The sequence below is a fragment of the Bacillus cereus group sp. N8 genome (assembly GCF_016483685.1).
Taxonomy (GTDB): Bacteria; Bacillota; Bacilli; order Bacillales; family Bacillaceae_G; genus Bacillus_A; species Bacillus_A proteolyticus.
Genome location: NZ_JAEHBK010000001.1, coordinates 715804 through 740535, shown reverse-complemented (window position 1 = coordinate 740535; position 24732 = coordinate 715804). Strand labels below are relative to the sequence as shown.

Here is a 24732-nt window from a genome sequence, read left to right as displayed (position 1 = left end):
ATTTAAGCAATTATTAATACATTTATGATAACAGACTTGAATAGGAGGTAATGAAATGTACCAAGATAACCAAAAAAATAAACTTTACAAAAACATCCCTCTGTCCCTCTTCTCTATAAAAACAGAACTAAAACAAAAATGTATTAACGCAAATAGCTCCCCTTATACTCTTTCTAAAGAGGAAAAAATATTAATCTCTACAATTAAAGAACGAACTAAATTATTAAATCAAAACAACGTTACAAGAACACGTGCTTACTATCAATTTTACAAAAGATATCCTGAAATACATTGGGCACTGCTTGGACATATGGTATCGCGTAACGGCGGTTGGAACATGACAGATTTAAAAGGTGACTTATATACGAAGTTATTATCTGAGAAAGATCAATTTACTTTCTTTTCTTTTTTAGAGCGAGGAAATTGGCTTATTTTTCAAGATGTGTATCCACAATTTTTATTATATGAGCAAAGTTTAAAAATATCCCGAAACCTCTTTCACCTTCTAGCGTCCCTTAATGTTTCAACATTTATGGAAACGATGTGGAACTTTTTTTGGAAAACTGGAAACAAAAAAATATTAGCAATTGCGACGATTATTAATGAACAAAACTACTTAGAAAAAAGAGTGATTCAAAATACACACTTCAAAAAAACAGTACTAAATAGTATTGGTTTCAAACTTTTTGATTTTTTTCAATTTAATCATATCCTTTTTCCCTTCTATGAAGAAAGTTCCAAACAGAAAGCAATATTAATTGGTGATACAATGACACATTTTACTTCCTTACACGAACGACTTTTGCTCGGAAAAAGATTATATGCATTATTATTTCATGATGAACATGCGTTAGCTCGTATACTACAATGGGTTGATACTCATCCACACACTGGCTCACGAAAAGATTATTGGCCACATTTATTTTCAAGTGTAAATGAATCTTTCTCAAGAGAGTTTTATAAACGAAGAATAAAGAAATGCCAATTAAAAAATGATTCCTACCGTATATATAGCCCTGCACTTATGTACGCATGGAAAAATATAAAACATGAAGAAACAGTACATGAAGATTGGTTTAACGACTGGCAAGTCATACATTATTTAACTGATAAGGAGGAAAGCATACATGGACAAATTACAGAAGAATACTGTAAAACACTCGAAAAAATTGAACTCGCAATTCTTGCAAAAAAAAATATTCTCCTTCGAGAAGAAGAATGATTTTCTAGCATTGGTAGTTACAATCTTTCTCTCTTCTATTATTGGAACTTGCTTAGATGCTTTCTTTATTCATAAACAAATATATTCCTTTCCAGCTAGGCCCTTTTCCTCCACATTTTCGGTTAATATAGCTTTTACATTGTTCGTACTGCCAATTTTAACAGCTACCTTTATGCACATTTCAAAAAAATTATCTAAAGTCTCTAGAATTCTATTTATTATTTCAATAGGTATTTGCGCTAGTATTTTTGAACAAATCGCGGAAGGTTTAGGTTTATTTGTACATAGTGCAGATTGGAACCATATATATTCTTTATTTGGTTATATGATTTTCTTTTCTTTTATTTGGAAAGTGTATAATTTAATACAAAAATAAAGAGACCATTATAGGTCTCTTCTTAAGCATAATCTTCAGTTATGGCTAATGGTGCAAGAGTTTGAAGACTTTTAGAGCGCAAACGATAGGCAACGACTTTCTTCTTATATTGCTTTATTACATCAACATGTTCCTCATAGCTATATAGAGAAAATCTAATATTTTTATTCCCTTTCTTCGTATCAATGACTATTGGTGTTCCTTCACCGTGCGGCGGAAAATAATGTTTATCCAAAAATAAGGCCTCATTAAATTCGTTAATAACTTGTAGTTTCATTTCTCCCTCTATATTTTTTCCATCTATCGATATAGAGGTATTCTCCTCCTCAAGTTTTTGATGTAATTCAAATCTACTAATAATAGATTCTACAACAGAAGTTGGCATACTAGAAACTAGTACTTTAAGAGAACCAAAAATAAATAATGTAACTATAAACCATGTTGTCACTTTTATCATCTCCATTACATTTTAAAATATAAATTTCGTTCCATACGGTATGAATATACTAATGAGTATTCCTGTTACAATCATCGTTACCGAACCGATAGTCGCTTCTTTCTCGCCTTCCTTCACTAGACGACTCACACCGATAATATGTGAGGCGCAGCCCATTCCAACGCCTTTTCCAATCGTACTTGTTATACGGAAAAACTTAAGTACTGTTGGTCCGATAATAGCACCTGTTATTCCTGCAACAACTACAAAGCTAGAAGTCATAGATGGAATACCACCAATTTGATCCGCTAATGAAATGGCAATTGGCATTGTCGCTAATTGCGGGAGCGTTGTTAGTATCAGTTCCTTATCTATATTTAAAATTCTACCAAGTGCTACATTCATAATCGTTAAAGCTACTATACCTATCAATACGCCAATTAGTATCGATAAAAAGTTTTTTATCAGTATCTTGCGCTCTTTAAATAGAGGTATAGCTAACGCTACAATTGCAGGGCTCAAGAAGCCTGAAAGAATGTCTCCTCCATTTTCCTTATACTCATGATGAGAGATTCCGAAAATAAGGAATAAACAAATCATAATTGTTGTAACTGTTAATACCGGTAACGTAAATGGAAACGTATATTTTTTATACAGCTTTGTCGCGAATAAATATATTACTACAGTAATAATAATAAAGACCATTTGAATAGCGCACCTTGTCGATTTTATTTTTTTGATGTTACTAACAATTGACTTACATACCCTGAAACAATCAATGTTACTATCGTACTTGCAACAACTAAAAGAAATATAATACTCCCCTTACTAAAAAGAAAAGACCCATATTCCATTAACCCAGTTGTCGAAGGAATTAGAAATAATGGTAAAAATATTATTAACTTTTCTGCACCTACCTCAAACCATTTTAACGGTAAAATACGAGTGGAGAGGAGCAAGAACAGCATTAACATCCCAATTAAACTTCCTGGCATCGATAGATGGAATACTCCCTGAATCCACGTTCCAGCTAAGCTAAATACATATAGCACGCCTACTTGAAGTAAAAGCGTCACGTACTTCATTTTTTTCCCTCATTTCAATATCGAGCATCACTATTACGAAATCTCATTTAACGTTTCTGCAAACCTCATAATTCCCAGTTGAATTTGTTCTACGTCTACTCTCCCAAAAGTAAAACGAATATATTCACTTTTAGAACCTAAAACACTTCCCGGAACGAATGCTACACCATTTCGTATCGATTCACCTAACAAATGATATTCATCAAACGTTCCTTGCACTTTGCACCATAAATGTATTCCGCCCTCCGGAACGAAAAATTCAACTCGGTCCCCTAATAATTCTTCAAGCTTTTTAATTAACTCATCTCTTCTTTGTTTCAATTGTCCACGAAGCATTGTAATATGCGCATGAAAATCTTCTGATTCTAAAAATTGATTTGCTACCCACTGTGTAAATACACTATGACCAAAATCAACTTGTTGCTTCGCATCTGCTAAACGTTCTATTACGCGTGTAGGACCAATTACCCAACCAATACGTAATCCTGATGCAACAATTTTTGATAATGAACTTACATAAAGAACATTCCCATTTTGATCCATTGATTTTAATGTGGGATTCACTTCTCCATTAAAAGAAGTTAAGCTATATGGATCATCTTCAACAATCGGTATACCGTATTCAGAAGACAGTTCTAGAATTTTTTTACGTCTCGCTACTGAAAGCACAGTACCAGTTGGATTTTGATAATCTGGATTCAGAAAGACCATACGAATACGATACTTTTTGTGCAAATCAATTAAATCATCTGGATTCATTCCGTGCTGATCAACAGGTAAATGGAATATTTTTAAACCAGCGGATTTAAACATCGGAAGTGAGAAACAATACGACGGATCCTCAATTGCAATCGCATCACCAGGTTTTAATAAACATTGAACGATAAGATTCAGCGCCTGTTGTGCTCCAGATGTAATAAGTATAGAACTTGAATCTGCTTCAATTTGTTTATATTGCTGAACATGTGCTGCAATTGTTTTTCTCAACATTTCATTTCCAAGTGGATGGTCATAACCAAGGTTTTCCATAAATGTTTTCTCCGACAAAATCGTTCGGAATCTATCACTTGGAATTAATTCCGGTGACAATTCACCACTCGCTAAATTAATTAAGTCATCTTTTTGTGTTTCCGTTCGAATTTGTTGAACAAGTGGTACATTAGGTAAGAACGATCCATCCTCAACGTACCTACCCCAGTTCGGTATTCGTTTATGTGACACACCCCATATGTCTGTATTTACCCGTGTTCCGCTTCCTTTTTGCCGTTCTACTACTCCAAGTGATTTTAATTCTTCATATGCAGCTACTATTGTGCTCCGGTTCACTTGTAATTCCTTTGCTAACATACGCTCAGAAGGTAACTTACTATCAGAAGGAAATTCACCTGAAGAAATACCTCTTTCAATATAATCAGCAATTTGTTTATATACAGGTGTCTTATCTGCACGATTTGGTTTCCATTCCATATAGTTGCCTCCTCTCAAAACTAACTATACCTTACTCATTAATAACAGTATTCACTGTAACAATAGTATTAATTAAGCGCATGATATAAAAATGTTTCTACTGTCATATTAAAGCTAGTCGGCTGTTCTAAATAAGGCAAGTGCCCGCTATTTTTAAACTCAATGAAAGTTGTATTTTTTAAATACTTTTCAAACACTCTTACATATTTTTCTGGGACAAAATCATCATTTCTCCCTCTTATAATTAAAGCAGGACATGAAATATTTGAAAGAAACAGTCTTTGATCATAATCAACTAATTCAGCAAATAACCTTTGAATATGCACCGTGTTAATAGACTGTAAAGATTGATAAAATCCTCGAACGATTCCTTCATTACCTTCTACTCCCATCGCCTTCAATAATGTATCCGCCCATGTTTTTCCGTTATCATGTAAGCTAAGTAAATCATATACTTCAAGTCGTTTTTTCTTATCTTTTGGTTCCAAATAGGGAAATGCATTTACAACAATTAAGCTAGAAACAAAACTTGGATATTGAATGGAAAAATCGATACCGACTCTAGCCCCTTTTGAAAGGCCGCAAATGACTACTTTTTGTAACTTTAAATAATTGCATAACTCATACAAAACATTTGAGTATTCTTTAAAGCTAATTTCTAGTCCTTCAGATTTCCCATGTCCAGGTAAATCAATTGAAACCACTGTCCAACTTTTCTTAAAATATTGCCTTTGATATAGCCAATTGTTTGAGTTTCCTCCAAGGCCATGTAAAAACAATATAACAGGACCAGATCCTTCTATATTGTAAAAAACCTTTCGATTATTATATTCAAAATACATATTCATCACCTTCAGCTGTCGTATCACTCATTCTTATCTTTGAATGGATATATCCAAAACGGTTCTCTTTCTAACCACTCGACTGTGCCTGAAATACCGTCTTCATACTCTCTTTCCAGCTCATCCACTTTAGTTGTAAATTGTGATGCATGTGCTCGTAATGCTTCCAATTTTTTCGGAACATATTTTTTCACTTCATTTTTAAAATCTGGAGGTCCTATTTCGTCTTCATGATTTTTCGAAAAAGCTACAGCATAAAAGGCTGGTCGTTTACTTTCTGAAATATTAGCTAAGGCCTCTACTACTGCTTCCCCTGTTGCATCGTGATCTGGATGAACTGCATACCCAGGATAGAAAGAAATAACTACAGAAGGATTCAATTCTTCAATACAGTTTTGAATCAAGCTTTTTAATTTTCCAGGCTCTTCAAATTCAAGAGTTTTATCACGATATCCCATCATACGTAAATCTTCAATCCCTAAAATATTTGTAGCTCGCTTTAACTCTTTTTCTCTAATAGTATATAAAGATTCACGAGTTGCAAAAGGTGGATTCCCCATCGCTCTCCCCATTTCACCAAGCGTTAAGCAAACGTAGGTAAGAGGGACTTTCTGCTCCGTATAAGCCAAAATTGTTCCCGCCACACAATACGACTCATCATCTGGATGCGGGAAAACAACTAAAACATGGCGCTCATTTTTCATCAATACATTAACTCCTCCATCATATACACACTCTATAAAATAACGACCGCATACCAAGTAACTCCCACAAGAAGCCCTAAAAGAAGAATGATATAGATAGCAGATAAGTTTTTTACATTCCTCTTTGTAGACTTACCGTAATTCTCTTCTACATTTCGTGCGACTAGTACGGTCCCAAATAGTGATACAACTACAATAATAACAACTAGTGAAATCGCAAAACTCATTGTCTTTCACCTCTCTAAGGCCAGTCTATTTTAAAGCATGAATAAAATACTACCTTTCTTCTCTTATCATAATAGATGTTTGTAAAAAACGGACCAACCACTTTTGTGTTTTTTTGCTCATCCACTTTAAATATAAAAAGCAACTGCTCACTTAGGACCAGTTGCTTTTTTATAAGGCTACTTATATTCATTTTCAATTAAAATTAATTCGATTTAAAAGTTTGGTCTTTTCATAATGAAACATTGATTGAGATAGCTCGAAAATTGTTCCATTTACAAGATAAACTGTATTTTCAATAAGAAGCGCTGGATCATAGTACCAATACGTTTCATATTCATTCGCATGATTTGCTGCTAGTACATTTTCTTTTTAATCATCCACACTATAAGCAGGCAAGTAAACATGCGTAAATGTTAACAGACTTATTCTTCAATAATGAATTGTGAAATTAGCATTTCTAAATTTTCGACTTTCTTTTTCATTTCATTAGATTTCGTCGTTATTTCTTGAATCAATGTGGCTTGTGCTTGAATTGATTGTACCGTTCGATTCGTTTCTTGTGCGACTTGTGTTGCAGTTTCAGAAACTATTGATAAAGAGGCATTCACTTCTTCTGTCCCAGCAGACATTTCTTCTGTGGCAGCAGACACTTCTTGAATTTGGGACGTTATTCTATTAATATCTTGCATAATAGATGAAAATGCGAGTTCTGCCTTATGTACTGCTTCTTTACCACCACTAGCCTGTTGTTGACCTTTTTTCATTACATGAACTGTATCCTGTGTATCTTGATGTATAAAGCGTAATAAATTATTTATATCATTTACAGATGTTTTAGATTTCTCCGCCAGACCTCTTACTTCAGCTGCAACTACTGCAAATCCTTTTCCATTTTCTCCGGCGCGTGCTGCCTCAATTGCTGCATTTAATGCAAGTAAATTCGTTTGTTCCGCAATATTAGTAATAATATCTAGCGCTTCTTCAATTTGTTGTGTACGCGTAACAAGTCTATCAATGACCTTAGAAGTTTCTTCGACAACTTCATTCACACTATTCATTTGACGAATAGATTGTTTTATAACTTCACTACCAAAATTTGCTTGGTCTATTGTTGCAACAGCAACTTCAGCAACCATCGCTGAAGATTCAGCTACTGTTTGAACTCCAGTTGCAATTTCTTCCATCGAAGTTGAACTTTCTTGAATACTAGTCACTTGTCCCTCTATTTCTTTATTTACTTCAGAAGTAGTTCGAACAACCTCGTTTGATATATGTGCTGCCGTTTTTATCTCTTGTAGCATATTTTCAGTTGAAATAATTACTTCTTTCGCTGTAACCTTCACCTGACCGATTAATTGTTGCAAGTTATCTAACATACTATTAAAGGATTGTACAATACGGCCTAATTCGTTCTCGGATTTATAAGAAGTTCGAATTGTTAAATCTCCAGCAGATACTCGTTCCATATCTTTTTGTAATAATACAATTGGTTTTTTTATAGCATTTTTTATTATAAAACCAATAAAAATGATTATTATGATTCCAACAAATGAAATAATTACAAATGTTATTATTGTATTTCTCACACTATTAATATTCTCTTTTTGTAGTTGTTCAGCCGCGGTATTATTATGTAAAATAAGTTCACGAATAGACTGAATTGTTTTTCCCATATTAGGTTCAATTTCTTTTAAATAATAGCTATACGCTTCTTCATTATTAGTCAGTCCCAAGTCCTGTGCTTTCTCCATTTGCATTCTTAAATCTTTGAATTGACTTTGAAATGCATTATACAAGTCCTTTTCTTTATGAGAACTAATTCTAGCTTCAAATTGTTTTAATAACTCATCACTTTCTTTCCTAGTCTTATCTATTTCTGTTATTAGTTCTTTCATTCTGTTTTCATCTTTCGATATCATAATCTCCATAAAATTCATATTAGCATGGTAAAAATTTGATTCTACAATTCCTATCCATTGAATTGGTAATAGCCTTTCGTCATACATACTAGAAGATGTATTTTCACCTTTTTGAAGCCCTAAAAACCCCAGTGAAGATAACATGATACAAGCCAAACTCGATATAATGACTAACACATTTAATTTCGTTCCAATTTTACTATTTTTAATAAAAAACAACAAATCCACTTCATCTGTATATTATGTTTATATGTTTTATATTACAACAATAATCGACATTTATCGACATTTATTTCGTATCAATCTTATAATTGTATTAAGTTATTATATTAACTATATAAACCTATTCAAAGAACTTTGATTCTCATAATATCAAATACTAAAAAGTCTTATGGGAATTCTACAAAACTTTTAATAGAGTTACATTGTTTCTATGAAATTATGGTGAAAATGAAAGTGACTTATTAGTACTTATAACTTCTTGATAGAGAATCGGTAACCACGTCTTCGCTAAATAAGATTTGAAATCATTAACAGACCTCTTCACTTAAAAGGTCTGTTTTTTTATATGTAAGATTTTATTAATCATATGACATAGTGATCATTTAAAACTATTTCTTCTTTCAAATAAAAACATTTGTATTTACTCCACCACTCGGAGAAATTAAAAAAGCATCAAGTTCAAAAACGCCCTCTTTATTAATAAAAGCTATTTCTTAACTTCATAAAAGTGTTATACACTAAGAAAATAAAAAACAAACTATTCGTTAGCAGGTGAAAAAATATGTATGACATTACAATTGTCGGTGCTGGAGTGAGTAGCATTTTTATGGCTTATACATTAGCTAAAAGCAACAAAAAGGTTTTAATTCTTGATAAAGGTAAAGCGCTAGAAGATCGCCATTGTCCTTTAGACCAAGGAAAAGTGTGTAATTGTACTACATGTGATAAATATTTTGGATTTGGTGGTTTAGGAAAGTCTGAAGGGAAATTTAATTATACAAATGGATTTGGGGGCGAACTCGAGCAAAAAGTAGGTAAAAAAGCTTTTATACAACTCATGGCTGAAGTAGATGAAATTCTATGTCAGTTTGGCGGAAGTTCAGTTTCAAAATATTCTACAGAAAATCTAAATCTCACTAAGAGAGCAGAAGCGTGTGGTTTACAAATGCTAACAACTGAAGTAAGACATCTTGGTACTACACTTTCAAGTAACATTTTCCAGCTGCTCTATGAATTTTTACTTACGAAAATAAATATCCAATTTCATATAGATGTACAACATATCAGTAAACAAAATGATCATTTTAAAATAGAAACAAATCAAGGAACAGTTCATTCTAAGCAACTAGTATTTGCAACAGGGCGTTCCGGGGCGGATTGGTTAAAAGAAATGTGCACTTCTCTAAATATTTCTCAAGAGCAAACTCGTGTAGATTTAGGTATTAGAGTAGAGATGAAAGAACACCAATTACGTTCTATATTAAAAGATACATTTGAGACGAAACTTTCTTATCAAGGCGAAAACTTCACAGCAACTACTTACTGTATGAATCCAAAAGGACGTATTATTCGAAAGTACGAAGACGGCTTGATTATGCCTGACGGTCAAAATTTCCGAGAGCAAGAAACTGGCACTTCTAATTTAAATTTCACTTTATTTATCCCGCGCTATTTTCTAACTCTCAAAGAAGCAAATGTATACGCAAGTTCAATTATTAAAAGCATTAACCAAGGACGAGATCGGATTGTTATACAGCGCTTAGAGGACTTAATAAAGAAACAACCTACTACGGAAAAAGATATGACACATAATCGTATACAACCTACACTACACGGAGATTATGGAGATTTGCATAAAGAAATTCCTCCATTATATATTGATGGACTCAAAGAATTTTTATTACGCTTAGAACACTTTACCCGAGAACCTATCGATCAAGATACTTTATTATATGGAATTGACGGAAAGTTCTATGCTCCTACAATAAAAACCAATAACCATTTTGAAACAAGTATAAATGGATTATTTTTAGTTGGAGATTGTTCAGGCGTCACTCATTCATTATCTCAAGCAGCTGCAAGCGGTCTGTATGTTGGAAAATATTTATCTGCCCTTTAAACTCTTTAATTAAGATGCCAGTCAAATATTTTAAGTTTCACCAACACTTTACTTATTTAGTAATAACGTTAATGAAATTTTTATCTCTCTCTGATGATTAACCCAAAAAAAATCAGTATTTTATGGGATACATGAAATATATACGAAAAACTACATTCTATATAGAATGTAGTTTTCTACTAATTCATATAATCGCTTCGTTACACTCCCCTTTCATTTAAATTCTAACTACCTGAATTTCAAAAGTATCTATTCATCTTCACTTTCATTTGTTCAATATTTTGTAACATCATCATAGTGTTTAATATGTTAGGATGTCTATAAGTCACTATAACTATGACTTTTTTTGCTCCGTTTCTAAACAAGAGTTAGTTTTATGTTACTTCGCTTTAAAATCCCCCATTGTATGTATATGAATACTTCAAATTATTACCTTTAGAAAAATATAATCTAAATGGTTCACCACACTCTAATAGTTATAAAAATATAATATATAACATTAGTTAAATAAACTGTATAAAGAAGGTGTAAAAATGAAGAATAAAATAAATTTACAAATGCAAAATATAAGCTTTGTTATAATGATTGCTTTAGCAGTATGGTTAAAAACATATCTTATTACGCGATTCAGTTTTGATTTAAAAATTGAGTCTTCTACACAAGAACTTATTTTGTTTATTAGCCCTCTCGCTGCATCGTTAGCATTTGTTGGATTAGCATTATTTGCAACCGGTGAAAAGAGAAATTATATAGCGCTATGTATTAATTTCTTATTAACAATCGTACTTGTTGGGAATGTAATGTTCTATGATTTTTATAATGATTTCGTTACGTTGCCAGTACTTGGACAAACATCAAACTTTGGCCAATTAGGCGGCAGTATTATAGAAATATTGAACTACAAAATTATACTCGCATTCGTAGACATTATTTTCTTCTTTATTTTATTAAAAAAGAAAGCAATAGTCTTTAAAACAGAACGTGTAACTCATTCTGCACGCTTATTATATTTTCTTTTAACGATTGGTGTATTTTTTGCGAATCTACATCTTGCAGAAAAAGAACGACCTGAATTATTAACGAGATCCTTCGACCGCGTAATGCTTGTGAAAAATTTAGGACTATACACTCATCAAGTATATGATTTAACACTACAAGTAAAAGCAGGATCCCAAAAGGCACTTGCAGATAGTAGTAAATTACAAGAAACTGAAAACTACGTAAAAGCAAACCAAAGTGAACCAAATCCTAATATGTTTGGTGTAGCGAGAGGAAAAAACGTAATTGTCGTTACTCTTGAATCCTTGCAAACCTTTTTAATAGGTGCATCCGTCAATGGTCAAGAAGTTACACCGTTCTTGAATGAATTCATAAATGAAAGCTATTACTTTGATAACTTTTTCCACCAAACTGGGCAAGGAAAAACATCAGATTCTGAATTTCTAATAGATACATCGTTGTATCCATTAAATCGAGGAGCTGTATTCTTCACGCACGGTAACAACGATTATACTGCGACTCCAGAAATTTTACGTCAGCAAGGCTATTTTACTTCTGTATTCCATGCGAATAACGCAACATTTTGGAATCGTAATATCATGTACTCTGCTCTTGGTTATGATCGTTACTATAATGAACTTGATTACAAAATTACACCCGAAACAAATTTAAATTGGGGATTAAAAGATATCGAATACTTTGATCAATCAGTAGATATATTAAAAACTGTTGATCAACCATTTTATGCTCGTTTCCTTACTTTAACAAATCATTATCCATTTACGTATGATGAAGATACAAAATTCATTGAACCATACAACTCTGGTAATGGCGTATTTGATCGTTACATCGTAACAGCACGTTACTTAGACGAAACAATTAAAAAATTTATTGAGCGTTTAAAAGCCGAGGGAATGTATGATGATTCTATTATTGTGTTATATGGTGATCATTATGGCATTTCTGAAAAACATAATCGCGCAATGGCACAGTTTTTAGAAAAAGATCAAATAACAGAATTTGATACTTTAAATTTACAACGCACACCTTTATATATTCATATCCCTGGCCAAACAGAAGGTCAAACTATTTCAAAGCCTACGGGACAAATCGATATGAAACCTACTATTCTAAATTTATTAGGGATTGATACTACTAACGATATCCGTTTTGGCCATGATATGTTTTCAGATGAATATACCGGTTTTGTTGTTTTACGTGATGGTAGCTTTATTACAGACAAGTATGCATACAAAAACAACACTTTCTATGACCGCATAACAGGTGAAATTGTAGATTTACCAAAAAAAGAAGCACAAGCACTCATTAACCGTGCACAAAATGAGTTACGAATGTCTGACAAAATTATTGAAGGCGATTTATTACGTTTCTCGGAAAATAATAAAATTAAAACTGGAGAAGTAAAAACTAAAATTAAAGAAACTGAAAAATAATCTATATATATGGAAAGGGAGCACCCCATTACGGTTGCTCCCTTTTTACTCTCTTATAACACATGATGCAATTTGATATAAAAAAAACCTGACATACTATACGGATGTAAGCAAAAAAACAACTCCAAAATCCACTTTCATTATATAATTTGGAGTTGTTTTACGTTTATTCTATAGTTGTTTCTACAGTTAAATCTGTATAGGCATGTTCCACACCTATATTTAAGATTACTTCACATTGACGTAATCTTAATTCAAAGAGCGTTATAGAATCATGATAGACTTCAGGATTTGATTTCATTTTATGTAATATCTCTTGTTTTTCTTGTATTTCTAAATGAGTATTTTCTATAGCTTGTTTCAAGGAGATAAATGGATTCCTAAAGAACATATTAATATCTCGCTCTTGCGTGTTTTCAAACAGCTCAAATTGCAAGAAAAATTTATTCATAATAGAAGCCGTTACTTCCGTATAATCTTCATTTTCTACATACTGTTTGTATTTGTTATATAGCATAGCTCTATTCTTTGGAAGAACCCCAAATAATTTACCGGCACTTTTCAGTAAAAATTGTGCTGGCGTAAATCGGCGTAAAATATTTACTTCTTCCATTTGTATTCTAGTCGTCATTCTATCAGTATCTCTGCGCCAGTCATCCAGTACTTTAAAGTCACATTCTAACTGTATTCGATTTTCTCCAAATAAAGAATTAAGTCCTTCACTGAGCTCTTCTAAGTACGATTGACTTTGAAGGAACTCAGTATTAGAAGTTGCAATCCAATTTTGCATAGAACGAGCAAGGTTAGGTAATACAGTTTGTTCTAAATATTTGTGCACTCTTTCGTTCATCGCTGTATTTAGTTCCGTATCAATGTGTCCGAAATCGCTTTCTTCACTAATTAAATCGGAACAACTCTGCAATAGTTTCGGAATATGTTCTGTAAGATCATTAGTAATTTCGTTTTTCATTGTACGATATGATTCTGTAATGAAATGAATTTTTTCCTTCTCAAATGCAGTAAGGTTATTAATGCTACCATTTAGTTTAACTAACATCTCCTCATTCCACTTAATAGCATCCACTATATTGTTTTCCTTCTCAACACGTTTATCCAAAAGATATGTAATTGTTTTTCGAATGAAAAACACTAACTTTTCAGTACGTTCTGCATCGATATTTTTATGGTTAAAGTTAAAACGAATAAACTCAGTTAAATCATTTAGTTGTTGACTACTTGTATATAACGAAGAGTAAGGGAAAATTCTCGCATGCGGGAAATATGCGTTTATTCTCGCTTGCGTATCATGTAAAACCCTTTTTATTTCTGCTTCACTGTAAATGTTATCGATTTTATTTAACAAGAAATGAATTTGTAGATTTGGTGTATGTTCTTGAATACCTAATAGAATATCACGTTCTTTATCAGTAAAAGGTGAATCCGCATTCAATACGAACAATAATTCATCTACTGAATTTAAATATTCAAATATCTCATCCCTAGTATCGTTATTCCTATTAAATCCAGGTGTAACTACGAATGTAAGTTTATTTTTACTTAAAAATCTACATGGTAATTTAAATTCAACACATGCTCTATCTCTATATGTTTGATGGTGCACTGCCATCATATTATGGTAATCATAGAAATTTTCAGTTGTTGTAATGGCTGAATCTGTTATAGCGTTAATTTCTGTATGGGCATCATTTTTTAAAACTACTACATTTGAGATTGAGTTTTCTAATATATTTTCTCCTAATATAGAGTTAATAAATGCAGTTTTTCCGTTTCCTGACGTTCCCGTTACTAAAATACGATTTGTTTTTAAATCTGCAAGCTCGCCAACTAACCATCTAAATCTGTGACCCATTTCTATTTCATGCTTTTGTGCCCACTGTGTAATAGATTCAAAAAGATGTAAACTATACTCTAAGCCATTCACATGATTAATAGAATATGACAGTAGGTCTTCCGCATGCTTTATATTTGCTGAATCTATTTTGGAAGGAAAAATCTCATTCCATGCCAATACAGCTGCTGATGGAAATACAGCATGAGACGGATTGACTACCTTTAACCAATTTGTTAACAGATTTGGAATGATATCGTGTAATTGTCTAAGCATATATTGACCTTGAATTAATTCAAAGTACGTTTCTTCGTAAAGAGAAGAAATTTTGTCCCATATATCGGACGAATGTATTTCGATATGTATGAAAAATTCATTTATTGTATTAAGCCATAATAAGTAATTTTGTTCATTTTTATAACTGTTCCAAAGTGATGAAACCATTTGCGTAAATTGCACTTGATCTACATTATTTAATGTAACTAATACTTCATAAAAATAATCTGGTGAAATATTTTTAGTAAATCCTTTATCGATATATCCTTTTAGCACCTCAAACCACGGATAAGATTCTGTTCGAATTAACTCATTCACAGCAAGCTCTACTGCACTATCAAAATCTTGCTGTTCCTCATAAAAGGAACGGGCAATGATTGTGACATTTGGATAATCAGGGTTTAAAGAAACCGCTTCTTTAATAACAGTGAAAGCTGAATCAAAATTATTCTGCTCGATGTAAAGAGAAAGTAATTGCAGTCCAATTTCAGTCATCAATATTTTATTATCAGTAGTAATGGAAGTATACACATTTTCAGCAACTGATAATCTGTTAAGTTCGAAGTAAGCATCCGCAATATTTTTTTGTGCCCATGGTGCTAATTCATTACTAACTTTCTCCCATTTAAAAATAGCTGCTTCAAAATCTTGATGATGATAATAAAATTCACCCTGTGCAAAACGAATATAAGATCCATCGGAAATTTCATTTTTTTCTTCATTTACATAAGCTTCTCCAAGTACTTGAAGAGGTGGTTGTGTTTCATTCTCCATTAGGAATGTTTCATAGTACATCTTTTTTATTAATTGTTTTTCTAATCTCATCTTTTCCCCCACCATATCTTGAAATTACATTTTTGAGATATGTCAATACTTTTTTGTATGTATGCTTTTTATCTTAACAAAGAATTCCTGTTGGAAAATTTCATTTTCCTTTCATTTTTCAAGTAAGATTGAATTTTTATGAGAAAAGTTGCAGTTTTTTTTCAATTCCCTTTCAGTTGTGAAACAACATTAAATGTTCCTAATAACCTAATAACAATATAATATTCCACATTATATTATCAGGAAAACCCCATATAAGTCATATTATAAAAACAATCTATAACGAATATATATGCATTATTTACTTTATTGATAAAGTAAAACTTTAATCAGTGTGGTGTCCATCCCCTACTGATTATTAGCCTATACCAATTGGGTGGCAGTTGATCTCCCACTTAACTTCTTTGCTTCAACCGAATTACTTTCCTTTAAAATATTTCAGTAGTTATGTAATTAAATTCCTCTAACCTATATAAATAACTAGTCCCAAAAAAATCTATATGCATATCATGTTATAGTAAAGAATTTAGGAAATCCTAAAAAGGAGGCATTTTCATGTTTGAAGATAAATCTAAAATAAATTACCCATATGAATTTACAGAAACTACAACAGTTCCTCTAAAGAACCCCATTGATAAAAAATTCAAGAACGGCACAGATACACATAATTTCCCAATTAAAAAACACTACAAAGAACAGGTGCTCTATACTGAAAAAATTAATAATAATAATAAAAATAAATAATTGTATAGATCCTTGTAACAATGTGCCAAATAAGAATCTATATTAGACCTTGCATAGTTATGTTTTTAGTAATGTATAAATCTTTCTTATACAACTCATGTACTTTTAAAAAGTGCTGATCTACAGCGCTTTTTTATACATAGATAAATTTAAGCTAACGTAGCCAAGAAATAAACTACTTACAATCTTAAGTATGATATGCTCAAATTTAAATAAACTGCAAAATTACTCCGCCATATTCTCGTTTAACAATTAATTCTACATATTAAAAGGGAGCAACAGTAAATGTTGCTCCCTTTTGAAACCTAGTTTTATTAACCCTACATAACCCTCTTAAACATCTTCTCCAACTCATAAGTAGAATGATGCACAAGAATCGGTCTTCCGTGCGGGCATGTATACGGGTTTGTTGTTGTGCGAAGTTCTTCAAGTAAAGCAAATATTTGATCGTTCGTTAAATATTGATTTGCTTTAATCGATGCTTTACAGCTCATCATGATGGCAGCTTCTTCACGCAACTTTTTAATATCTACTTTTTTTAGTTTAACAACTTGCTCCATCATTTCATCAATGATTTCTGTTTCTTGTCCTTTCGGGAACCACGTTGGGTGTGAACGGACGATAAAGGATTGATGGCCGAATTGCTCCAAGAATAGACCGACTTTTTTTAGTTCTTCTAGTTGCTCTTCGACACGTAAAAATTCAGTAAGAGATAAATCGATACGGTACGGTACAAGTAGCTCTTGTACTTCTTGCGCTACTCTCCCCACTTTATCACGGAAGTATTCATAATTGATACGTTCTTGCGCTGCATGTTGATCAATCATATATAGCCCATTATCATTTTGAGCGAAAATATATGTTCCGTGCATTTGTCCAATTGGATAAAGCGGTGGTAAGTCATTACCGTTCATTTCAATCTCTTTTATTTCGTGAACTTCTTCTTCCAATTCCTCTAATTCAAAATCGTCACCGTTGCTAGTCCATTCCTTTTCCTCTCGAACCGTTTCTTCTATTACCGGCTTAGAGGATGACTGCCAACTTTGCTCTTCTCTTACTAGTGACTGTGGTGGTTGCCATTCTTGCTTCGGCGGTTGCCAAAGTTGTGCCGGCTGTTTCACAGTCGTTAGTTCTTCTTGCTTTTCATCCATACCAGTCGGTAAAACGATGTTAGGCATGGATGATTCTCTCGGTTTTGTATGCTCAAACTTGAACTGTTCTTGCACACTTTCATCTTTTTCTTTTTTCTTTGTTGTTACACCAGCATCTGGAATGAGTTGTATTTTTTTGAATGCAGCTTGCAATGTTTCTTCGATCAGCTTTAGCAACTCTTGTTCTTTACTAAAACGAACTTCTAATTTCGCTGGATGTACGTTAACATCAACAAGCATTGGGTCCATTTCAATCGATAAGAAGCCGATTGGGTATCGTCCGACTGGCAGTAATGTATGGTATCCTTGCTGAACTGCTTTCATTAATACAAAATTTCGAACGTAACGACCATTTACGATTGTTGACATATAATTACGAGACGCTCTCGTTACTTCTGGTAATGTTACATACCCTTTAATTGTGAAGTCTAAAGATTCTGCTTCAATTGGAATTAGCTTCTTCGCAACTTGAATGCTGTAAATCGCTGCAAGCACTTGTCTTACATCACCATTTCCTGATGTATGAAGCAATTTCTTTTCATTATGAAACAGCTTTAACGATACTTCTGGATGTGACATTGCAATACGATATACAATATCTGTAATATTCCCAAGCTCTGTATGAATCGTTTTCATATATTTAAGACGCGCTGGGGTATTAAAGAATAAGTTTTGAACTGTAATATCTGTTCCTTTTCGGCTCGCTGTTTTCTCTTGTTTTATAATGTCTCCACCTTTAATAATAAGGTGTGTACCAGGCGCATCACCTGTGCTTGTAATTAATTCTAATTCACTTACAGAGGCAATACTCGGCAGAGCCTCTCCGCGGAAACCGAGCGTTCTTATACGAAATAGATCATTTTCATCTTTAATTTTGCTCGTTGCGTGGCGTTCAAATGCAACGATACAATCTTCTTCTGCAATGCCATCTCCATTATCAATGATGCGAATTTTCGATAACCCAGCTTCTTCTAAGTGGATTTCAATAGATGTACTATTCGCATCGATGGAATTTTCCACGAGTTCTTTTACAACTGAGGCAGGGCGCTCTACTACTTCCCCTGCCGCAATTAAGTTAGAGAGTTGATCATCGAGTTTGCGAATTTTCCCCATCTACTTACTCATCCTTTCTTTAACTTTTTTTGTAAACGATACAGTTCGTTCATCGCTTCTAAAGGTGTCATATCGAGTAAATCAATTTTTTTAATTTGTGTAAGTACTGCCGTTTCTTTTGCATCTAGAACTAGCTTGTCTTGTTTTTCCAAAGACTTTTCTGCACTAAAGAAAGATAGTTGTGATTCTTCTTCAGTCTCTACTTTCGTTTCTTGTATTTCTACAGGTTCTTCTTTTACAACTACAGGTTCCGGAGCAACTTCTTGCACTTTCACTTCTGTGCGCTTTGGAATAATAATTTCTTCTTGTCCTTCTAGCTGCGCTAACACTTCTTTCGCACGAGCGATTAAGCTATCTGGCAATTCAGCAAGTTGCGCAACGTGAATTCCGTAACTTTTATCGGCCGCTCCATCTTGAATTTTATGAAGGAAAACTACTTTTCCATTCTCTTCAATAGCTGAAACATGTACATTCTTTAGTTGGTCTAAACTTTCTTCTAACACTGTTAATTCATGATAATGTGTAGAGAATAACGTTTTTGCGCCAATTTGGTCATGAATATGTTCAATAATTGCTTGTGCAAGTGCCATACCATCATACGTAGATGTACCGCGTCCAATTTCATCGAATAAAATTAAACTTCTTTCTGATGCATTTGCAATTGCATTTTTCGCTTCTAACATTTCAACCATAAATGTACTTTGACCTGAGATTAAATCATCCGCTGCACCAATTCTCGTAAAGATTTGATCGAAGACAGGTAATACTGCTTCTGTCGCTGGTACAAAGCAACCAATTTGTGACATAACAGTAACAAGTGCTAATTGTCTCATATACGTACTTTTACCAGACATGTTCGGTCCTGTAATTAAAAAGACATCCATCTTCTCCGGCATAATACAATCATTCGGTACATACAATTTCCCGTTCAATACTTTTTCAACGACAGGATGACGACCATCTTTAATAAAGATTTCGCGCTTAGTTGTTAAAACAGGTTTTACAAACTGCTCTTCTTCACTAACTGTCGCAAAGCTTTGCAGTACGTCTAGCTCACTAATTACTTTCGCTAAATGCTGTAATTTCGGAATGAATACTTTGACTTCTTCGCGAAGTGCTGTAAATAAATCGTATTCTAATTGCACAATTTTCTCTTCTGCTTCTAAGATTAATGTTTCTTTTTCTTTTAGTTCATCTGTTATGAAACGCTCTGCATTTGCAAGTGTTTGTTTTCGCTCATAGCGCCCTTCTGGAAGTGCCGCAAGATTTGCCTTCGTCACTTCAATGTAGTAGCCGAAAATACGGTTGTATCCAATTTTTAATGATTTAACCCCTGTAATATCACGCTCTCGTTTTTCAAGCTCAGCGATCCACGTTTTCCCGTTTTTACTAACGTAACGATATTGATCAAGCTTGTCATTATAACCGTCTTTAATAATATCTCCATCTTTAATAGAAAGCGGTGGGTTTTCTTGAATACTTCTTCCTAGCAATTCTGTTAAGCTCTCACATGGATCCGCACCTTGAATTAATCTAGCTGCATAAGCATTATCTAAAAGACTAATCGCTTCTAAAATAGCTGGTACTTGAAGTAAAGAACGTCTTAACTGTAATAAGTCCCGTGCATTTACATTACCAAATGCAACTTTCCCTGCTAAACGCTCTAAATCATATACTTCTTTTAACTTTTCTTTTAAATCTTCACGTAAGAAGTAATCATTTACAAACGTTTCAACCATTTCTAAACGCTCTTCAACTTTTTCTTTCTGAATAAGCGGACGTTCCATCCACTGTTTTAACATACGACCACCCATAGCTGTTTTCGTTTTATCTAATAGCCATAATAATGATCCTGTTTTTTCTTTTGTTCGAAGGGTTTCTGTCAGTTCTAAATTTCGCTTTGAATGCACATCAATTTTCATAAACTGGTTCGTATAATAAATTTCCACTGGTTGCAAGTGATCTAACGAACGTTTTTGTGTTCTTATCACATAGTTAAATAAGCGTCCAATCGCTTTAATTAACTTTGCTTGTGAAACATTTTTCACAAGCTGTTCTAACCCTTCCGGAATAGTTGTTGCATCTTCATACGAAATCGTCATTTTTAATGTTTCAGTTAATTTATTTAATTCATCTTTTGAAAATGTAGAATCTACAACAATTTCTTTTGAACCAGTTGCATACACTTCTAATAAAATATCTTCTACTGAACCCGTTAACAACGTCACTGTATTTTGTCCAGTCGTTAAGTCATTGCAAGCTAGCGCATAAGATCCATCTTCGAAATGTGTTAATGCTGCTAAGAAGTTATTCTCTTTCTCGTCTATTGTACGCCCTTCCATCATCGTTCCTGGCGTAATTAGTTGTACTACTTCACGACGTACTACACCTTTAGCTGTTTTTGGATCTTCCACTTGCTCACAAACAGCTACTTTATATCCTTTTTCAACAAGTTGTTCAATATAATTTTTAGCTGCATGATGCGGTACACCGCACATCGGTATACGATCACTACTACCACCATCTCGGCTCGTTAATGTAATTTCAAGTTCATGAGCTGCTTTAACCGCATCTTCAAAGAACATTTCATAAAAATCACCTAATCGGAAAAATAAAAAGGCATCTTGATAGTCTGCCTTAACCTTTAAGTATTGCTGTATCATAGGGGTATATTGCGTCATGTCTTTCCTCCATAATTCTTACATAATAATCTATATTCATATATGTCACACTTCACGGACACCCATATCTCCTATTTCAGGAGTCTTTCCTCATTATAGCACATTTCATAAGAAATCATGTTCATTCAGCACCACTTATGTAATGTAAAAAGCTAGGAAGAACTTCTCCCTAGCTTTCTATTACTCTTCTTCTGCATCGACGATAAAGTTCGGATCTAATTCTTCAAACTCATCATCATCGATTTGAAAATCCTCGTCTGATTCTACGCAACCTTCAGGATTTACACTTACACAAATTTTCGTTTCTCCAACTACTTCTGTTACAAATTCACGTTCTACCGTCACAACAATTTTATTACCATTTGGTGATACAAGAGCTTCTAAACAATTTGGCGGTTGAATTACACGAGCAATAATTTCTAAATCGTCACCCGAGAAGTTTTTATCACGATACCCAATGCTTACTTCGTCAGTGTAGTTAACACGCTCTGTTACAACTTCGGTCTTTGTGTTTCCATCAAATGAATACCAAGTGTTTACATCATAGAAACCTTCAATTTCCACATGTTTTCCATTCTTTCTCGCTTCGTACGAATGGTTAATTACCCAGCACCCTAAAATACTTGTTGGCTCATTATTCGATTCACATGTATGCGTTGACTTTGTATACTTACGTCCTTTTCCAACCACTGCTTTTGTAATAATCTCTCTAAATTCGGACATTCGTAACCCTCCTCAATCACTATTCACTTAATCATATGCGTGACAATAGCGGAATGTGTCATTCTTTTTTTGAGAAGAATTTACGTTATAACCCATAAAAAAAAAGAGATGTCAATAAGACATCTCTTTAACAACCACAATTTCCTTTTTTACTTTCTACTGCTGCACCAGTTTCACCCTTCAACACATCGCCACCAGTTGAAGCTAATACTTCATCTGTTACATTGTTAGAAATCGTACTAGCAACTAGCTGCAGTAAATCATTTACATATGTTTGTGAAGATTTAAACTCCTGCACAACTGGGATACTATCTAAATTATCTTGAAGCGCATCAATTTCAGCTTCTACTTTTTTCAAAGCTTCCCATTTTCCATAATGTTGTAAGTTAACTGCTTGTTTTTGCAAAGCTTTAATTTCATCAATTGCTCGCTTTACATTTTCATTTTTATGAATTTGTGCTTCTGCTCGCTTAAAGAAGTCGACTTCTTCTGTTTCAGAGATCATTTTCGCTAATTCTTTCGCTTGCTCAACAATTTCATCTTTCGTATATACTTTCATCTATTATTTCACCTCAATCGGCTCCTTAACCAATTCCCCGTTAAGTGACCAAGTTTTTGCTTCCGTTACTTTTACTTTCACAAGCTGACCAATTAAAGATTTTGAAGCAACGAAGTTTACAAGTTTATTCGTACGTGTATACCCCGCAAGTACTTCAGGATTATTTTTACTTTCTCCATCAACTAATACTTCTACAACTTGCCCTATATAACGCTTATTCTTATTAACAGCATATTCATTCACTAGTGTATTTAAGCGTTGTAATCGCTCTTTCTTCACTTCCATCGGCACATTATCTTTCATTTTTGCAGCTGGTGTACCCTCGCGCGGGGAATAAATAAATGTAAATGCCGTATCAAATCCTACTTCACGATATAGCGACATCGTTTCTTCAAATTGCTCATCCGTTTCATTTGGGAAACCAACGATAATATCCGTTGTTAGGACTGCATTCGGAATCGTTTCTTTAATTTTTCGTACAAGCTCTAAATAATGCTCACGCGAATATTTACGCGCCATAATTTTAAGCATATCTGTACTACCAGATTGAACTGGTAAGTGGATATGTTCTACGAGGTTACCACCTTTTCCAAGAACATCAATTAAATGATCGTCAAAATCACGTGGATGACTTGTTGTAAAACGAATACGTGCGATATCGATTTTACGAAGTTCATCCATTAAATCGCCAAGACCATATTGTATGTCTTCAAAGTCTTTACCGTATGCGTTTACGTTTTGTCCAAGTAACGTAATTTCTTTATAACCGTTCGCTGCTAAATGGCGAATTTCTTTAATAATATCTTCTGGACGTCTGCTGCGCTCTTTTCCGCGTGTATACGGTACAATACAATATGTACAGAACTTATCACAGCCATACATAATATTTACCCAAGCTTTAATATCACCACGACGTACTTTCGGAAGGTTTTCAATTACGTCCCCTTCTTTTGACCAAACTTCAACCACCGTCTCTTTTGAGAACATTGCGTCCTTTAAGATATACGGTAATCTATGAATATTATGTGTACCAAACACCATATCTACATGCTGATTTTTTTGCATAATTTTATTTACAACAGATTCCTCTTGAGACATACAACCACATACACCAATTAAAAGATCCGGGTTTCTTCGCTTTAATGATTTTAAATGACCAAGTTCACCGAACACTTTATTCTCAGCATTTTCACGGATTGCACAAGTATTCAATAAAATGACATCGGCCTCTTCAGTTGAAAAAGTTGGCTCATATCCAAGTGTTGTAAAAATCCCCGCCATTACTTCAGTATCATGCTCATTCATTTGGCAGCCATATGTACGAATGTAAAACTTTCTTCCTGCGCCAAAATTGCGGAACTCTTCAGGTAAGCCAAAATCTCGTTCAATTTTAACTTCTTCTTTCCCACGCTTTTTTGCCTCTTTCAAGGAAGGTGGTTTGTATACACTTTCAAAGTATTTACTATAATCTTTCTCTTCTTTTTTCGTAGAGGAATTTGCTTGTTGACTTGCTAATCGTTGTTGCTCGTTCATCGGTAATCTCCTTTCACCCTTAACTATACACACTCTGTAGTCCATTTTAATGCGCTTAGACCCATCTCAATGATGTTAGATAGCTTGAGAGATAACTTGCCCTTTGAAACTTGAGTAATCGATCTAATCATCCGTAAGAATGAAGTCTTCCCCACACCAATAGACATTCCCTTTTTAGTATTTCACCTTGTCCTACCCAAAAGCATATTGCTTTATCCCTATACACATTATCATAGTATAGAGCCTTTAGCCAATTTTAACGAAGAAGCATTCTTATCCTATTTTACATTTTACAGTTAATGAACATGCTATTTCTATACAACGATTTATATATTATTTTATCATTCTGAATTTTCTAAGTAAACAAATCTATTCATTATTTTTATTCATTCAAAAAAGGTTGCCAAGTGGCAACCTTTTCTTT

Annotated in this window: 19 protein-coding genes and 1 pseudogene; 5 read left to right on the top strand and 15 right to left on the bottom strand. The window is 33.5% G+C overall.

Annotated elements, in window-relative coordinates:
* Window positions 1-55: 55 nt before the first annotated feature.
* Complete coding sequence (locus JDS80_RS03895; protein WP_199637120.1) at window positions 56-1222, top strand: DUF2515 domain-containing protein; 1167 nt, start codon at window positions 56-58, stop codon at window positions 1220-1222.
* Window positions 1197-1598: a CBO0543 family protein gene (locus tag JDS80_RS03890; protein WP_142347398.1), complete on the top strand. Its 402-nt coding sequence runs from the start codon at window positions 1197-1199 to the stop codon at window positions 1596-1598. The genes JDS80_RS03895 and JDS80_RS03890 overlap by 26 nt, the downstream gene beginning before the upstream one ends.
* A 22-nt stretch (window positions 1599-1620) precedes the next feature.
* Here the strand turns inward: JDS80_RS03890 and JDS80_RS03885 are convergent, their stop codons facing one another.
* The 9 genes and pseudogenes from JDS80_RS03885 to JDS80_RS03850 form a co-directional block, all read right to left on the bottom strand.
* Window positions 1621-2046: a YfmQ family protein gene (locus JDS80_RS03885; protein ID WP_071746736.1), complete on the bottom strand. Its 426-nt coding sequence runs from the start codon at window positions 2044-2046 to the stop codon at window positions 1621-1623.
* Window positions 2047-2067: 21 nt separating this feature from the next.
* A complete protein-coding gene (locus tag JDS80_RS03880; protein ID WP_071746737.1) occupies window positions 2068-2739 on the bottom strand; it encodes an LrgB family protein in 672 nt (223 codons plus the stop codon).
* Window positions 2740-2762: 23 nt separating this feature from the next.
* Window positions 2763-3119, bottom strand: coding sequence for a CidA/LrgA family holin-like protein (locus tag JDS80_RS03875; protein WP_071746738.1), 357 nt, complete (start codon window positions 3117-3119; stop codon window positions 2763-2765).
* Between the two features lie 33 nt (window positions 3120-3152).
* Window positions 3153-4586 carry a MocR-like pyridoxine biosynthesis transcription factor PdxR gene (gene pdxR / locus JDS80_RS03870; protein ID WP_199637118.1) on the bottom strand — a complete coding sequence of 478 codons (1434 nt, stop codon included), beginning with the start codon at window positions 4584-4586 and terminating at the stop codon, window positions 3153-3155.
* Between the two features lie 68 nt (window positions 4587-4654).
* Window positions 4655-5428: an alpha/beta fold hydrolase gene (locus JDS80_RS03865; RefSeq protein WP_199637116.1), complete on the bottom strand. Its 774-nt coding sequence runs from the start codon at window positions 5426-5428 to the stop codon at window positions 4655-4657.
* A 23-nt stretch (window positions 5429-5451) separates the two neighbouring features.
* Window positions 5452-6132, bottom strand: coding sequence for a bacillithiol biosynthesis deacetylase BshB2 (bshB2, locus tag JDS80_RS03860; protein WP_071771486.1), 681 nt, complete (start codon window positions 6130-6132; stop codon window positions 5452-5454).
* A gap of 32 nt (window positions 6133-6164) precedes the next feature.
* Complete coding sequence (locus JDS80_RS03855) at window positions 6165-6359, bottom strand: hypothetical protein (RefSeq protein WP_002014626.1); 195 nt, start codon at window positions 6357-6359, stop codon at window positions 6165-6167.
* A 193-nt stretch (window positions 6360-6552) separates the two neighbouring features.
* Window positions 6553-6672 (bottom strand): annotated as a pseudogene (locus tag JDS80_RS32300) (GntR family transcriptional regulator); the annotation flags it as partial.
* 110 nt (window positions 6673-6782) lie between these two features.
* Window positions 6783-8498, bottom strand: a complete 1716-nt coding sequence (locus JDS80_RS03850) for a methyl-accepting chemotaxis protein (RefSeq protein WP_199637114.1) — start codon at window positions 8496-8498, stop codon at window positions 6783-6785.
* A 565-nt stretch (window positions 8499-9063) separates the two neighbouring features.
* Here JDS80_RS03850 and JDS80_RS03845 point away from each other — a divergent pair.
* Complete coding sequence (locus JDS80_RS03845) at window positions 9064-10401, top strand: NAD(P)/FAD-dependent oxidoreductase (RefSeq protein ID WP_098888215.1); 1338 nt, start codon at window positions 9064-9066, stop codon at window positions 10399-10401.
* 533 nt (window positions 10402-10934) lie between these two features.
* Window positions 10935-12854 (top strand): LTA synthase family protein, encoded by a 1920-nt coding sequence (locus tag JDS80_RS03840; RefSeq protein ID WP_199637112.1) that lies wholly within the window; start codon window positions 10935-10937, stop codon window positions 12852-12854.
* Between the two features lie 166 nt (window positions 12855-13020).
* Here the strand turns inward: JDS80_RS03840 and JDS80_RS03835 are convergent, their stop codons facing one another.
* Window positions 13021-15804 carry a dynamin family protein gene (locus tag JDS80_RS03835; protein ID WP_199637110.1) on the bottom strand — a complete coding sequence of 928 codons (2784 nt, stop codon included), beginning with the start codon at window positions 15802-15804 and terminating at the stop codon, window positions 13021-13023.
* Between the two features lie 555 nt (window positions 15805-16359).
* Between JDS80_RS03835 and JDS80_RS03830 the strand changes: the two genes are divergently transcribed.
* Entirely contained in the window at window positions 16360-16548 is a 189-nt protein-coding gene (locus JDS80_RS03830) for a hypothetical protein (protein ID WP_071746747.1), read from the top strand.
* A 320-nt stretch (window positions 16549-16868) separates the two neighbouring features.
* Here JDS80_RS03830 and mutL read toward each other — a convergent pair whose 3' ends face one another.
* The 5 genes from mutL to miaB all read right to left on the bottom strand — a co-directional run bounded on the left by mutL (window position 16869) and on the right by miaB (window position 24308).
* Window positions 16869-18812, bottom strand: a complete 1944-nt coding sequence (gene mutL, locus JDS80_RS03825; RefSeq protein WP_098888217.1) for a DNA mismatch repair endonuclease MutL — start codon at window positions 18810-18812, stop codon at window positions 16869-16871.
* A gap of 8 nt (window positions 18813-18820) precedes the next feature.
* A complete protein-coding gene (gene mutS / locus JDS80_RS03820) occupies window positions 18821-21493 on the bottom strand; it encodes a DNA mismatch repair protein MutS (RefSeq protein WP_071746749.1) in 2673 nt (890 codons plus the stop codon).
* Window positions 21494-21673: 180 nt separating this feature from the next.
* Entirely contained in the window at window positions 21674-22216 is a 543-nt protein-coding gene (gene cotE, locus JDS80_RS03815; RefSeq protein ID WP_001288800.1) for an outer spore coat protein CotE, read from the bottom strand.
* Window positions 22217-22343: 127 nt separating this feature from the next.
* A complete protein-coding gene (locus JDS80_RS03810; RefSeq protein ID WP_071746750.1) occupies window positions 22344-22775 on the bottom strand; it encodes a YlbF/YmcA family competence regulator in 432 nt (143 codons plus the stop codon).
* A gap of 3 nt (window positions 22776-22778) precedes the next feature.
* Window positions 22779-24308, bottom strand: a complete 1530-nt coding sequence (gene miaB, locus JDS80_RS03805) for a tRNA (N6-isopentenyl adenosine(37)-C2)-methylthiotransferase MiaB (RefSeq protein ID WP_071746751.1) — start codon at window positions 24306-24308, stop codon at window positions 22779-22781.
* Between the last annotated feature and the right edge of the window lie 424 nt (window positions 24309-24732).

What these genes read in the sequence shown, in the direction of transcription:
- JDS80_RS03895 (WP_199637120.1), top strand. Translation starts at nt 56, where the DNA reads ATGTACCAAGATAACCAAAAAAATAAACTTTACAAAAACATCCCTCTG.
- JDS80_RS03880 (WP_071746737.1), bottom strand. Translation starts at nt 2,739, where the DNA reads ATGGTCTTTATTATTATTACTGTAGTAATATATTTATTCGCGACAAAG.
- JDS80_RS03875 (WP_071746738.1), bottom strand. Translation starts at nt 3,119, where the DNA reads ATGAAGTACGTGACGCTTTTACTTCAAGTAGGCGTGCTATATGTATTT.
- pdxR (WP_199637118.1), bottom strand. Translation starts at nt 4,586, where the DNA reads ATGGAATGGAAACCAAATCGTGCAGATAAGACACCTGTATATAAACAA.
- JDS80_RS03865 (WP_199637116.1), bottom strand. Translation starts at nt 5,428, where the DNA reads ATGTATTTTGAATATAATAATCGAAAGGTTTTTTACAATATAGAAGGA.
- bshB2 (WP_071771486.1), bottom strand. Translation starts at nt 6,132, where the DNA reads ATGAAAAATGAGCGCCATGTTTTAGTTGTTTTCCCGCATCCAGATGAT.
- JDS80_RS03855 (WP_002014626.1), bottom strand. Translation starts at nt 6,359, where the DNA reads ATGAGTTTTGCGATTTCACTAGTTGTTATTATTGTAGTTGTATCACTA.
- JDS80_RS03845 (WP_098888215.1), top strand. Translation starts at nt 9,064, where the DNA reads ATGTATGACATTACAATTGTCGGTGCTGGAGTGAGTAGCATTTTTATG.
- JDS80_RS03840 (WP_199637112.1), top strand. Translation starts at nt 10,935, where the DNA reads ATGAAGAATAAAATAAATTTACAAATGCAAAATATAAGCTTTGTTATA.
- JDS80_RS03835 (WP_199637110.1), bottom strand. Translation starts at nt 15,804, where the DNA reads ATGAGATTAGAAAAACAATTAATAAAAAAGATGTACTATGAAACATTC.
- JDS80_RS03830 (WP_071746747.1), top strand. Translation starts at nt 16,360, where the DNA reads ATGTTTGAAGATAAATCTAAAATAAATTACCCATATGAATTTACAGAA.
- mutL (WP_098888217.1), bottom strand. Translation starts at nt 18,812, where the DNA reads ATGGGGAAAATTCGCAAACTCGATGATCAACTCTCTAACTTAATTGCG.
- mutS (WP_071746749.1), bottom strand. Translation starts at nt 21,493, where the DNA reads ATGACGCAATATACCCCTATGATACAGCAATACTTAAAGGTTAAGGCA.
- cotE (WP_001288800.1), bottom strand. Translation starts at nt 22,216, where the DNA reads ATGTCCGAATTTAGAGAGATTATTACAAAAGCAGTGGTTGGAAAAGGA.
- JDS80_RS03810 (WP_071746750.1), bottom strand. Translation starts at nt 22,775, where the DNA reads ATGAAAGTATATACGAAAGATGAAATTGTTGAGCAAGCGAAAGAATTA.
- miaB (WP_071746751.1), bottom strand. Translation starts at nt 24,308, where the DNA reads ATGAACGAGCAACAACGATTAGCAAGTCAACAAGCAAATTCCTCTACG.